Origin of the sequence: Rhodoplanes roseus, assembly GCF_003258865.1 — a bacterium.
GTDB classification, from domain to species: domain Bacteria; phylum Pseudomonadota; class Alphaproteobacteria; order Rhizobiales; family Xanthobacteraceae; genus Rhodoplanes; species Rhodoplanes roseus.
Genome location: NZ_NPEX01000022.1, coordinates 1 through 12,574 on the forward strand (window position 1 = coordinate 1; position 12,574 = coordinate 12,574).

The following is a 12,574-nucleotide window of genomic DNA, read 5'->3' on the forward strand; positions in this document are numbered from 1 at the left end:
CAATTAGGAATGTCATCGTTCGCCGACATTTCCCGACCAGGGATCATGGACCGCGCGGCTGCGCGCGTCCCGACCGTCCGCGCCCCGGAATGACAGCTCCTCAAATCCCCTTCATCACCTTCGCCACCTTCTCCAAATGCGCTGCCCGTGTCGCGTCGGTAGAGACGTTCATGTGATAATGCGCCGTGTAGGTGATCTTCGCGCGCCCGCCGGTCAGGACGCGAAGATAGCGCGTGATCACTTTTCGTGGCGGATCGCCCATGAGCAGCGCGGTCCAGCGTGGGCGGCCGTAGGTCGTCACGGCGGCGATGCGCTTCAGATGGGTCAGCGCCGGCTTGACGTTGGCCGGATCGCTGATGTCGAAGGCGACCCCCGGCATCAGCACGCGGTCGAACCAGCCCTTCAGCATCGCCGGCAGGCCGAAGCACCACACCGGAAACACCAGCACCAGCGCCTCGGCGGCCTGCAGCCGGTCGACGTAGCCCTGCACGGGCGCCTGGTTGATCGCCGTGTCGTGATAGGTCAGCCGCTCCTCGCGGCTCAGCACCGGGCTGAACCCCTCGGCGTAGAGGTCGCAGTCGTCGACCGTGTGGCCGGCCGCCCGCAACGTCTCGACCACCCGGGCATGGACCGCCGCGTTGAAGCTCGTCTCGACCGGATGGCAGTAGATCACCAGCACGCGCATGGTCATTCCCGTCGCCTCGCCGAGCGGTGCGCTCGGCGGCGTCTCACGCTCCGTTCCGCTGCTCGCCGTATTGCAGGACCTGTACCTTCTCCAGGGTGACGAGCCCGCTCGGCATCATGGCGTCGAGCACCGGCAGGAAGGCCTCGATCTTGTCCGGTGCGTCGACGATCTCGATAACGATCGGCAGGTCGGCGGAGAGCCGCAGGATCTTGGTCGTGTGCAGCACCGAGGAGTGGCCGAAGCCGATCGGGCCGCGCAGCACGGTGGCGCCGCCGAGCTTCTGCTCGCGGGCCTTCAGCACGATCGCCTCGTACAGCGGCTTGTGCTCGAACTTGTCGTCCTCGCCGATGAAGATGCGGAGCAGGACGGCGTCGCGCGGAATTCTCATGGCACGATCCCTCGCTTTCATCGCATGGCGTTGAAGGCCGTCGCGAGGGCGGCGCCCGCCCACACGGCGACCAGGCACAGCACCACCGAGCCGACCACGTTGCCGCCGGCCTGCAGCCACTCGCCGTCGCGCACCAATTCGAGCGTCTGGATGCTGAACGACGAGAAGGTGGTGAAGCCGCCGCAGACGCCGATCATCACGAACTGGCGGACCGGCGTGCCGACCATCAGGCGCCCGTCCGGTCCCGAGACGACGGCGAAGAAGCCGATCACGAAGGAGCCGACCACGTTGACCGTGAAGGTGCCCCAGGGGAAGGTCTCGCCGATCAGGCGCGCGACCACGCCCGAGCACCAGAAGCGCGCCACTCCGCCGAGGGCGCTGCCGATCGCGATCCACAGATACGTCATTCCCGTCGTCCCGAATCAGGTGTCGCCGAACCGGAGCCGTGGACGGGCGATTCGGGACGGAGTCCCACCGCTCGTCACGCGGCAGGAGTCATCAGCCTGCGGGATCGCCCCGGGGCGGTTTCGGGGAACTCCATCCCCATCGGGGCGGGAAGGTAACCGGAACCCGTGCGCCGGGCAACGGGGCCGAGCAGGAGCGGGCGGCGCGCCGGACCCGGCTGGTCAGGCCAGCGTCTCAGTCGACAAACTCGACTGTCGTGCCCTTCTGCACCATCGCGGCGAGCGCCATCGCGTCCCAGTTGGTCAGCCGCACGCAGCCGTGCGAGGCGGACGCGCCGACCTCCTCCGGCACCGGCGTGCCGTGGATGCCGTAGCTCGGCGCCGTGATGCCGATCCACACCGTGCCGAGCGGGCTGTTGGGGCCGGCCGCGACGTTGAAGGCGCGCGCGGTCTTCACCTCCTTGAAGGCGAACCGCGGATTGTAGCGCCACACCGGCGCGCGCGCGACCTGGCGCACCGTGTAGGTGCCGGACGGCGTCGGCTTGTCGTCGCTGCCGATCGAGGCGGGATACGCCGCGACGAGGTGCCCGTCCGCGGCGAAGGCGAGAACGCGCCGCGCCTGCTTGTCGACCGCGATGCGGGCGACCCGGGCGGCGGTCTGGCGCGCCACCCTGGGCACCACGATGCGGGTGCCGGGCTGGTCGAACAGCACGCCGGGATTGAGCAGGACCAGCATGCGCGGGTCGATGTGGAATTTTTCGGCCAGCAGCTCGCGCGGGCCCGTATAGGCGAGGCGCTTGAGCCGCGCCATGTCCTCGAGCTGCTCCGGGATCTCGGGCGCGAACGGTCCCGCCGTGTCGGCCCGGGTGATCTCGTAGGCGGTCAGCACCGGCTCGTCGCTGGTCGCCGTCAGCGCCGCGAAGGTCGCGGCGTCGAGCTCGCCCTGATCGTCCAGCTCCTGCCCACGCTGGAACATCGCCAGCGCCCCGCGAAAGTTGCGGCCCGGCACGCCGTCGATCGCGCCGGGCGAAAAGCCGGCCCGATCGAGCAGGATCTGCGCCTTGAGCACCGCGGTCGAGAGGCCGCTCGGTGCGGCGTCCGCGAAGGTCGCGCCGTTCACGGTCTCGGGGGTCAGCGGCCCAGCCCGTCCGGGCGATGCGAACGGCGCGGCGAGCGCGGCGGCGAGCGGCAGGGCGAGGGAGACGAGGCGAAGGCGGCGCAACGGCAAGGTTCTGGCTCCTGGCGACTCCGGCGGCCTCCGGACGGGGTCCGGACGGGCCCGGAGCGGCGGCGGATCGAGAGGCAACGCGCCCGGGCCGATTTGGTTCAGGCGGCGCGGCGGCCTCGATGCCGTGCCGCTGTGGAGAACGCAACCTCCATGCCACGGGCCGGCCGCGTCGTGCGCCGGCTTGCCGCTTTTGCGAGCGGTCCGCACCCTCTATGCTGCCTGTCATAACAACCCGGCCAACGAGCACGAGGAAACATGCCCCACGACCACTTCTCCGAGGAGCAGCGCCTGATGCGCTCCTCCTGCCGCGCCTTCGTCGACGACGTCGTGATCCCGTTCATCCGCCGCGAATGGCAGCGCGAATGGGACATGCGGCCGGGCAACCGGCTGCCGCCCGAGATTCTCGAAGGCGCCGAGCGGGTCGGCATCCGCACGCTCGGCGTGCCGGAGCAGTACGGCGGCATCGAGCTCGATCCGCAGAGCGAGGTCGGCACCTTCGCGCTGATCGCCGAGGAGATCGCCCGCGGCGATTCGGGCCTCGCCGACAAGCTGGTGCAGAACTGGAAGGTGGCGGTCCTGCTGCGCAATGTGGCGCCCGAGCACCTGCAGAAGAAGTGGTTCGGCCGGCTCCTGGAGGACCCGCAGTTCCTGCTGGCGCACTGCCTCACCGAGCCGCGCGGCGCCTCCGACCGCTGGCTGCCCTACAACGTCCCCGAGGCTGCGATGCAGACCCGCGCCGTGCGGAAAAGCGGCGGGTGGGTGATCAACGGCCGCAAGCAGTTCATCTCGAACGGCTTCGACGCCGGCCTCTACGTCGTCTACGCCAACACCGATCCGGCGGTCGGCATGCTGCAGGGCACGTCGAGCTTCCTGGTGCCGCGCGAGACGCCCGGCCTCACGGTCGCGCGCTGCAACGAGACCATGGGCTGCCGCTTCATGAACAACGGCGAGCTGGTGTTCGAGGACATGTTCGTCCCCGACGACCATCTGCTGGTCGAGAACGACTCGCTCGGCCGCGCCGGGATCTATTTCCGTCCCGGCAAGATCATCCAGGCCGCCAAGAATCTCGGCGTCGGCATGCGGGCCTTCGAGGTCACGGCCGACTACGTGCAGAACTACGTGCAGGGCGGCCGCATCCTGATCAAGCACCAGGCCGTGGCGCTGCGCATCGCCGACATGGCGACCCGGCTGGAGGCGGTGCGGGCGCTGCTCGACCGCGCCGCCCGCGCCGTCGACGACAAGGATCCGGACGCCGACGCGCTGTGCAACATGGCGAAGGTCTACGCCTCGGAGGAGATCTTCAAGGTCGCCCAGCACGCGCTCGAGCTGCACGGCGGCAACGGCGTGATGCTCGACTTCGGCGTCGAAAAGCTGTTTCGTGACGCCTCGATCTTCTTGCACATGGACGCGACCGTCGACATTTCGAAAATGAAGATCGTCAAGGCCCTATTTCCCCATACGGCCGGCAAGTACGCCGGCCCGGAGAGTTGAGTGTCCTCATGAGTCAGAACCGCACCCGCGTCGTCACGGTCGGCGAGGTCATGATCGAGCTGGCGCGCGGTGCGGACGGGCGCTTTTCCCTCTCCTGCGGTGGCGACGCGTTCTCCACCGCCATCTATCTGGCCCGCGCCGGCGTGCCGGTGGCGCATGCGACCGCGCTCGGCGACGACGTCTATTCGGACCAGATCGTGTCGCTCGCCACCGCCGAGGGCGTCGGCGGCGAGCTGATGCTGCGGGTGCCGGGCCGGCTGCCCGGCCTCTATCTGGCCGACACCGGCGCCGGCAGCGCGGCCGTGTTCCACTATTGGCGCGATGCGGCGCCCGCCCGCGCGCTGTTCGAGCTGCCCGACTGGGGCCGGATCGCCGAGGGCCTGCTGACCGCGCGGCTGATCTATTTCTCAGGCATCACGCTGTCGCTCTACACCAACGAGGGGCTCGGCCGCTTCCTCGCGATCGTCGAGCTGGCGCGCCAGCACGGCGCCAAGGTGGCGTTCGACGGGAACTTCCGTCCGCGCGGCTGGAGCGGCGACGCCGGCCGCACCCGCGCCGTCTACATGGAGGCGCTCAAGCGGGTCGACATCGCGCTGCCGACCTTCGACGACGAGGCCTTGCTGTGGGGCGATCCGAGTCCGGAGGCGACGATCGAGCGCCTGCAGGCCTTCGGGATCACCGAGGTGGTGGTGAAGAACGGGCCGAAAGGGGCCGTGCTCGGCGCCTCCGGGCAGCAGCACGCGCTGCAGGAGCACGCCCATGTCCCGGTGCCCGAGGTGGTGGTGCCGGTCGATCCGACCGCGGCGGGTGACGGCTTCAACGCCGGCTATCTGGCCGCCCGCCTGGCCGGCCAGTCGCCCGGCGAGGCCGCCGGCGCCGCCCACCGCTTGGCCGCCCAGGTGATCCGCCACCGCGGCGCCATCATGCCGCGCACCGAGGGCGCGGTGCACTGAGGGGTCCGTCGCGCGTCGTGCCGTGTGGCTCACCCTCCTCCCTGTCCCTCCCCCACAAGGGGGGAGGGAACGCTGGAGCCGCTCCGCGGCATGCGGATGGCGGGTCGGGAATGAGCTCGTCGAACTGAAAAACGCCGGTGCACACCGCAGCCCGCTCCCTCCCCCCTTGTGGGGGAGGGTCGGGGAGGGGGCGCCCCGCGGCACTGAGCTTGCGGTGGACCCGCCCTCACGCCGCCTTGCGTTCGGCCAGGAACGTCGCCATGCGCTCGAGGGCGCGAACGATGTTCTCGGTCGAGTTGGCGTAGGACAGGCGGATATAGCCCTCGCCCAGCACGCCGAAATCGGGGCCGCCGATGACGGCGACGCCGGCCTCGTCGAGCAATGCCGCGGCGAGCGGCTTCGCCTTCCAGCCCGTTCCCGTGATGTTCGGATAGGCATAGAACGCGCCCTTCGGCGTCGCACAGGAGACGCCCGGCAGCCGGTTGAGGCCGTCGACCACCACCTTCCGCCGGCGGTCGAACTCGGCGACCATCGCCTCGGCCTCGTCCTGCGGGCCGGTGAGCGCGGCGAGCCCGGCGAACTGGGCGGCGGCGTTGACGCAGGAGTGCAGGTTCACGGCCAGCTTTCGCGCGTTGTCGTAGAGCTTGCCGGGCCACACCGCGTAGCCGAGCCGCCAGCCCGTCATCGCGTAGGTCTTCGACCAGCCGTTGAGCAGGATCACCCGGTCGCGGATCTCAGGATAGGACAACAGGCAGACGTGCTTCTCGCCGTCGTAGAGCATGTGGTCGTAGATCTCGTCCGACATCACGGCGACCTTCGGCCACTTCGCCAGGCCGGCGACGAGCTTGTCGATCTCGGCCTTGGGCGTCACGCCGCCGGTCGGATTCGCCGGCGAGTTGAGAATCAGCAGCCGCGTGCGCGGCGTGATCAGGCTCAGCGTCTCCTCGGCCGAGAACGCGAAGCCGTTCTCCTCGCGAATCGGCACCGGGATCGGCCGCGCGCCCGTGAACTCGATCATCGAGCGGTAGATCGGGAAGCCCGGATCCGGATACAGGATGTCGATGCCGGGCTCGCCGAACATCAGGATCGACATGAACATGGTGGGCTTGCCGCCCGGCATGATCATCACCTCGGTCGGCGACACGGTCACGCCGTAGCGCGCGTGGAGGTCGGCTGCGACGGCTTCGCGCAGCGGCAGGATGCCGACCGCCGGCGTGTAGCCGTGGGCGCCGTCGCGCAGCGCCTGCACGGCCGCCTCGACGATATGGCCCGGCGTGCGGAAATCGGGCTGCCCGATGCCGAGATTGATGATGTCGCGACCCTTCGCGGCGAGTTCGGTCGCCCGCGCCAGCACCGCGAACGCGTTCTCCTCGCCGATACGGTCGAAGCTCGCCACGGTCTCGAGCATCGTTCTCTCCTTTGAATTTGTTATGGGAACTTGGGCGTGGGTGGGATAGGCTCGTGCGCGTGATCGTGCGCGGATTCGCTGCGAAAGATCAAACCGCGCATGCAGGACAAGAAACCCTGGCCATTTGCTTTCGGCCATCGGGGCTCTACCTTAAGGACATGGACGTACTCCTCGAAATCGCCGTGCTGCTCGTCCTGTTCGGGCTGAACGGCTTCTTCGCCATGGCGGAACTCGCCGTCGTCTCGTCGCGGCGCATCCGCCTGCAGCAGATGGCGGAGGAGGGGCGCCCCGGCGCCGCCCAGGCGCTGGCGCTCGCCGACGATCCGGGCCGGCTGCTCTCCGCCGTGCAGGTCGGCATCACGCTGATCGGGATTCTGTCCGGCGCCTTCGGCGGCGCGACGCTCGGCCAGCGGCTCGGCCCGGTGCTCGACGAGATCCCCTACGTGGCGCCCTACGGCAATCAGCTCTCGGTGGTGCTGGTGGTCGTCGCCATCACGTCGCTGTCGGTGGTGCTCGGCGAGCTGGTGCCCAAGCAGATCGCGCTGTCGGCGCCGGAGAGCATCGCGTCGCGCATGGCGCGGCCGCTGGTGATCCTGTCGAGCGTGTTCCGGCCTTTCGTGTGGATTCTCGATCGCTCCTCGTCGGGCCTGCTGCGGCTGCTCGGCGTGCCCGAGCGCTCCGGCGCCTCGGTGACCGAGGAGGAGGTGCGCTTCGCCATCGCGGAGGGCACCGAGGCGGGCGTCATCGACGAGATCGAGCAGCAGATGATCCACGGCGTGCTGGCGCTCGCCGATCGCCCGATCGCGGCCGAGATGACGCCGCGGCCGGACGTCTACTGGATCGATCTGGACGACGAGCCCGAGCAGGTCGCCCGCGAGGTGGCGGAGTGCCCGTACTCGCGCCTCGTCGTGGCGCGCGGCGGCGATCTCGGCCGCCCGCTCGGCGTGCTGCAGCGCAAGGATCTGGTCGAGGATCTGATCGCCGGAAAGGGCCTCCAGGTCGAGCCGCATCTGCGCGAGCCCGTCTACGTGCCCGAGAACGTCAGCGTGCTGCGCATGCTGGAGATGTTCCGCAAGGTGCCGGTGCACGTCGCCTTCGTGGTCGACGAGTACGGCGACTTCCTCGGCCTCGTCACGCTGCACGACGTGCTGTCGGCGATCGCCGGAGATCTGCCGGAGGAGCACGAGCTGCTCGCCGAGGACATCACGCCGCGGACCGACGGCAGCTATCTGGTCGACGGCCGCGTACCGATCGACGATCTCGCCCAGAAGCTCGGACTGCCGGCGTCGGAGGGCGAGTTCCACACCGCCGCCGGCCTGGCGCTCGAGCGCCTCGCCCGCATCCCGGTCGAGGGCGACACGTTCGCGGTGGGCGACTGGCGCGTCGAGGTGATCGACATGGACGGCCGCCGCATCGACAAGCTCCTGTTCTCACCGCCCGCGAAGGCGGTGTGAACGGCCTTCTTCTTCACCTCTCCCCCAGCGGAAGGCTTTGCGTCATTGGTCATTCCGGGACGGCGCGTTCGCGCCGGACCCGGAATCCAGCCGAGAATGCCGAGTTCGGCGCTGGATTCCGGGTTCGCGCCTTAGGCGCGCCCCGGAATGACGGGGTGTGCAACGCCTTCCGCCGGGGAGAGGTGAAGGAAAGCGCGGCGATGCGGTGGCGGCGAACGCAAACGAACGGCTCACCTCTCCATCGTCTGCATGGCCGCGATGCATGCGTCGAGGAACGTCACCGAGGCGGGCGGCAGGGTGCGGCCTTTCTTCCTCACGAGGGCGATCTGGCGCACGAAGGCGGGGTCGTCGATCGCCTTGGAGCGCAGGCCGCGTTCCACATGGACCTCGCGGGCGGAGCGCGGCAGCACCGTGACGCCCAGGCCGGCCCGCACCATGGCGACGGCCGACATCATGTAGGTCACCTCGCAGGCGATGGTCGCGGTGTGGCCGATCCCCAGCAGCGCCGCGTCGATCACGTCGCGCAGGCTGGTCCCCGGATTGGTCAGGATCAGCGGCAGCTCGATCAGATCCTCCACGCCGATCCGGCGCTTGCGGCCGATCGGATGGCCGTCGGGATAGATCATGCAGAGATGGTCGGTGGTCTGGTGCAGCACGTCGAGCTCGGCGTCCGCGACGCTGCCGCCGGTGAGGCCGAGATCGACCTCCTCGCTGCGCACCATGGCGACCACGTGACTGGCGATGGCGTCGCGCACCAGGAAGGCGAGCGCCGGGTTGTCGCGCCGGCAGGTCAGGATCACCTGCGGCAGCAGCGACGCCGCGAAGCTCGGCAGGGCCGCGATCCGCACGGTGCCACGGCGGCCGGCGCCGATCTCGCGAATGTCGACCAGCGCCGCGTCGAGGTCGCCGAGCGTGCGCTGCAGCACCGGCAGCAGCTCCATCCCGACCCGTGTGATCTCGACGGCGCGGTTGCTGCGGTCGAGCAGCTTCACGCCGAGGGCCGCCTCCAGGTTCCTGATCTGAACCGTCAGGGCCGGCTGCGACAGGTGCAGCACCGACGCCGCCTTGGTGAAGCTGCGCGATTGCACGATGGCCAGCAGGGCCCGGATCTGGCGAAGCGTGATGTCCATAACGCTTCATTATCGTGGCAATAAACTAATTTCAATTGTCTTATCCAGCCGCACGCGTAGTGCTGATGGTGCCCCCGAAGAAGAAGCGACGTCGTCACCTTCGCGTCGTCAGCCGCCTCTGTCGGGGCTGGCCTCCGAGTCTGCACGACGGCCCACACCGGCGATCGCGCCGTGTCCGACCCACGGACGCGGAGATCCGGTCGCGTCCTCATCATTTCGGATCGCGTGCGTGGTCACGCAGCGCCCGCGGCCGACGGACCCTTAGGGTAACGCCATGCTCGCCTTGATCGGGCTACTCGTCATTCTCGTCGTCCTGGCCGGGATCCTCACCAAGAGGCTCTCCCCCATGGCCGCGCTGATCATCATTCCGATGATCGGCGCGCTGATCGCCGGTTTCTCGGTGGCCGATACCGGCAAGTTCGCCGTCAACGGCGTGCGCAGCATCGCGCCGGTGGTCGGCATGTTCGTGTTCGCGATCCTGTTCTTCGGCATCGTCAAGGATGCCGGGACGCTCGATCCGATCATCAACGGCATTCTCCGCGTCGTCGGGGTGCGGCCGTCGCGCATCGTGCTCGGCGCCGCCGTGCTGGCCGCGATCGTCCATCTGGACGGCTCCGGTGCGGTCACGTTCCTGGTCACCATCCCGGCCATGCTGCCGCTGTTCGACCGCCTGAAGATGGACAAGCGGATCCTCGCCTGCGTGGTCGCCATGGCGGCCGGCACGGCCAACATGCTGCCCTGGGGCGGCCCGACGCTGCGCGCCGCCACGGCGCTGCACGTCTCCATCGGCGAGCTGTTCATGCCGGTGCTGCCGGTGCAGATCGTCGGCATGGTGTTCGTCTTCGCGGTCGCCTTCCTGCTCGGCCTGCGCGAGGAGAAGCGCCTGACCGCGGCCGGCACGATCGGCGGCGACATCGCCGTCTCCTACACCCGCCCGGAGCTCTCCGACGCGGAGAAGAAGCTCGTCCGTCCGAAGCTGTTCCTGGTCAATGTCGCGCTGGTGCTCGCCGTGCTCGCCGCGATGATCACCGAGGTGGCGCAGCCGGTCGTGTGCTTCATGGTCGGCACCGTCGTGGCGCTGCTGATCAACTACCCCGACGTCAAGGATCAGCGCGAGCGCATCGACGCGCACGCCAAGGCGGCTCTGCTGATGGCCTCCATCCTGCTCGCCGCCGGCGTCTTCACGGGCATCATGAAGGACACCAAGATGCTCACCGAGATGGCGAAGTTCGCGGCCGGCAACGTCCCGACCGACCTCGCCCAGCACATGCCGGTGGTGCTCGGCCTGGTGTCGATGCCGCTCAGCATGCTGTTCGACCCGGACTCCTTCTACTTCGGCGTCCTGCCCGTGCTGGCCGAGGCCGGCAAGGTGCTCGGCGTCGCGCCGGTGCAGATGGGTCAGGCCGCCATCATGGGCCAGATGACGGTCGGCTTCCCGGTCAGCCCGCTGACGCCCGCCACCTTCCTGCTGGTCGGCTTGTGCGGCATCGACCTCGGCGAGCACCAGAAGTTCACCTTCCTGTTCCTGTGGGCGACGTCGATCGTGATGACCATCACGGCTGTCGTGCTCGGCATCCTCCCGCTCTGATCGCCGCCCGAACGAAAGGACACGTGTCGTGAAATCCATCAGAATCGGCTCGGGTGCCGGCTATTCCGGCGATCGCATCGAGCCCGCCGTCGAGCTCGCCGAGAAGGGCGACATCGATTATCTGGTCTTCGAATGCCTGGCCGAGCGCACCATCGCGCTCGCCCAGCAGGCCAAGATGAAGAACCCGGCGCTCGGCTACGATCCGCTGCTCGAGCCGCGCATGCGTGCCGTGCTCGCCACCTGCAAGGCGAAGGGCATCAAGATCGTCACCAACATGGGCGCGGCCAATCCCGAGGCCGGCGCCAGGAAGACGGCCGAGATCGCCAAGTCGCTCGGGCTGACCGGCCTCAAGATCGCGGCCGTGTCGGGCGACGACGTGATCGAGGCGATCCGCGAGACGCCGCACCGGCTGGAGGAGACCGGCGGCTCGACGACGGATCTCGGCAATCGCATCGTCTCGGCGAACGCCTATTTCGGCACCGCGCCGATCGTCGAGGCCTTGGCGCAAGGCGCCGACGTCGTCATCACGGGCCGCGCCGCCGATCCGGCGCTGTTCATGGCGCCGCTGATCCGCGAGTTCGGCTGGGCCGTGGACGACTGGGACAAGCTCGGCAAGGGCACGGTGGTCGGCCATCTGCTCGAATGCGCCGGGCAGGTGACGGGCGGCTACTTCGCCGATCCCGGCGTCAAGGACGTCGAGGGCCTCGGCCGGCTCGGCTTCCCGATCGGCGAGGTGTCGGAGGACGGGACCTTGGTGGTGACCAAGGTGGACGGCTCGGGCGGCAAGGTCACGCCGCAGACCGTCAAGGAGCAGCTCCTCTACGAGCTGCACGACCCCAAGAACTACTTCCAGCCGGACGTGGTCGCCGATTTCTCCGCGGTCGCGGTGGAGGAGATCGGGCCCGACCAGGTGCGGGTCACGGGCGGCACCGGACGTGAGAGGACCGGCACGCTGAAGGTCTCGGTCGGCTACATCGACAGCTATGTCGGCGAGGGCCAGATCTCCTATGCGGGTCCGGGCGCGGTGGCGCGCGGAAAGCTCGCCCTGGACATCGTCCGCGAGCGCCTCGCGCTCATGCAGGTGAAGACCACCGAGCTGCGCTTCGACCTGATCGGTATCGACTCGCTGCACGGGCAAGCCCGCGGCGCGACCGGGGCCGACCCTTACGAGGTGCGGATCCGCGTCACCGGCCGCACCGACACGCTCGCCGAGGCCGTGAAGATCGGCAACGAGGTCGAGACGCTCTACACCAACGGCCCCGCCGGCGGCGGCGGCGCGTTCAAGTCGGCCCGCGAGGTCGTGGCGGTGCAGTCGGTGCTGCTGCCGCGCGCGCTCGTCGGATCGTCGGTCCGGATCCTGGAGGCGTGATCATGAAGCTGCGCCAGCTCGCCCACTCCCGCACGGGAGACAAGGGCAACACATCGAACATCTCGGTCATCGCCTACGATGCGAAAGACTGGGAGCGGCTATGCCGCCACGTCACGGCCGAGCGCGTAAAGACCCATTTCGCCGGCATCGTGAAGGGCGACGTGGTTCGCTACGAGCTTCCACGAATCGCGGCGCTGAACTTCGTGATGTATCAGGCGCTCGGCGGCGGGGTCACCCGAACGCTGGCGCTCGACGCTCATGGAAAATCGCTGTCGTCGGCGCTGCTCGATCTCGACGTCCCGGACGAGGAGCAAGCCTGAGGTTTCCACCCCCGAAGACCGCGACCGGCACGGCCGAGCCTCCAGTGCGACGTCCCGTCTGCCCCGCGCAGGCGGCCGTGGAGGACCGCCGAGAGTCAGAGCGACCGGTCGCGGTCGTCGTCCTCTGCGCCGCCGAGCCCGTCGTCCCGGGCTCGG

12 protein-coding genes and 1 riboswitch are annotated in these 12,574 nt (G+C 69.1%); of the genes, 6 read left to right on the forward strand and 6 right to left on the reverse strand.

What is annotated here, in order from left to right:
- Positions 1-100: 100 nt before the first annotated feature.
- The 4 genes from CH341_RS05230 to CH341_RS05245 all read right to left on the reverse strand — a co-directional run bounded on the left by CH341_RS05230 (position 101) and on the right by CH341_RS05245 (position 2,705).
- The gene (locus CH341_RS05230) at positions 101-685 is read right to left on the reverse strand and encodes an NAD(P)H-dependent oxidoreductase (RefSeq protein WP_111418010.1); all 585 of its coding nucleotides are present in this window, start codon (positions 683-685) and stop codon (positions 101-103) included.
- 43 nt (positions 686-728) lie between these two features.
- The gene (locus CH341_RS05235) at positions 729-1,073 is read right to left on the reverse strand and encodes a DUF190 domain-containing protein (protein WP_111417978.1); all 345 of its coding nucleotides are present in this window, start codon (positions 1,071-1,073) and stop codon (positions 729-731) included.
- A 17-nt stretch (positions 1,074-1,090) separates the two neighbouring features.
- Positions 1,091-1,480: a fluoride efflux transporter CrcB gene (crcB, locus tag CH341_RS05240; RefSeq protein WP_111417979.1), complete on the reverse strand. Its 390-nt coding sequence runs from the start codon at positions 1,478-1,480 to the stop codon at positions 1,091-1,093.
- A gap of 75 nt (positions 1,481-1,555) precedes the next feature.
- Positions 1,556-1,627, reverse strand: a riboswitch (Fluoride riboswitch).
- Positions 1,628-1,712: 85 nt separating this feature from the next.
- Positions 1,713-2,705, reverse strand: a complete 993-nt coding sequence (locus CH341_RS05245) for a L,D-transpeptidase family protein (RefSeq protein ID WP_245430887.1) — start codon at positions 2,703-2,705, stop codon at positions 1,713-1,715.
- A 255-nt stretch (positions 2,706-2,960) separates the two neighbouring features.
- Here CH341_RS05245 and CH341_RS05250 point away from each other — a divergent pair, with 255 nt between their 5' ends.
- Complete coding sequence (locus CH341_RS05250; RefSeq protein WP_111417981.1) at positions 2,961-4,196, forward strand: acyl-CoA dehydrogenase family protein; 1,236 nt, start codon at positions 2,961-2,963, stop codon at positions 4,194-4,196.
- Between the two features lie 8 nt (positions 4,197-4,204).
- Positions 4,205-5,149 carry a sugar kinase gene (locus CH341_RS05255; RefSeq protein ID WP_111417982.1) on the forward strand — a complete coding sequence of 315 codons (945 nt, stop codon included), beginning with the start codon at positions 4,205-4,207 and terminating at the stop codon, positions 5,147-5,149.
- A 226-nt stretch (positions 5,150-5,375) separates the two neighbouring features.
- Here CH341_RS05255 and CH341_RS05260 read toward each other — a convergent pair whose 3' ends face one another.
- The gene (locus tag CH341_RS05260; RefSeq protein WP_111417983.1) at positions 5,376-6,557 is read right to left on the reverse strand and encodes a pyridoxal phosphate-dependent aminotransferase; all 1,182 of its coding nucleotides are present in this window, start codon (positions 6,555-6,557) and stop codon (positions 5,376-5,378) included.
- A gap of 158 nt (positions 6,558-6,715) precedes the next feature.
- On the opposite strand from CH341_RS05260, the gene CH341_RS05265 reads away from it, so the two are divergent.
- Positions 6,716-8,011, forward strand: coding sequence for a hemolysin family protein (locus tag CH341_RS05265; RefSeq protein WP_111417984.1), 1,296 nt, complete (start codon positions 6,716-6,718; stop codon positions 8,009-8,011).
- A 230-nt stretch (positions 8,012-8,241) separates the two neighbouring features.
- On the opposite strand, the gene CH341_RS05270 is transcribed toward CH341_RS05265, so the two are convergent.
- Positions 8,242-9,141, reverse strand: a complete 900-nt coding sequence (locus CH341_RS05270; protein WP_111417985.1) for a LysR family transcriptional regulator — start codon at positions 9,139-9,141, stop codon at positions 8,242-8,244.
- A 274-nt stretch (positions 9,142-9,415) separates the two neighbouring features.
- Here CH341_RS05270 and CH341_RS05275 point away from each other — a divergent pair, with 274 nt between their 5' ends.
- The 3 genes from CH341_RS05275 to CH341_RS05285 are packed head-to-tail and all read left to right on the forward strand — an operon-like array spanning position 9,416 to position 12,418.
- On the forward strand, positions 9,416-10,729 hold the full coding sequence (locus CH341_RS05275) for a CitMHS family transporter (RefSeq protein WP_111417986.1): 1,314 nt from the start codon (positions 9,416-9,418) through the stop codon (positions 10,727-10,729).
- Between the two features lie 28 nt (positions 10,730-10,757).
- Entirely contained in the window at positions 10,758-12,098 is a 1,341-nt protein-coding gene (locus tag CH341_RS05280) for an acyclic terpene utilization AtuA family protein (RefSeq protein WP_111417987.1), read from the forward strand.
- 2 nt (positions 12,099-12,100) lie between these two features.
- Positions 12,101-12,418: an AtuA-related protein gene (locus CH341_RS05285; RefSeq protein ID WP_111417988.1), complete on the forward strand. Its 318-nt coding sequence runs from the start codon at positions 12,101-12,103 to the stop codon at positions 12,416-12,418.
- Positions 12,419-12,574: the final 156 nt, after the last annotated feature.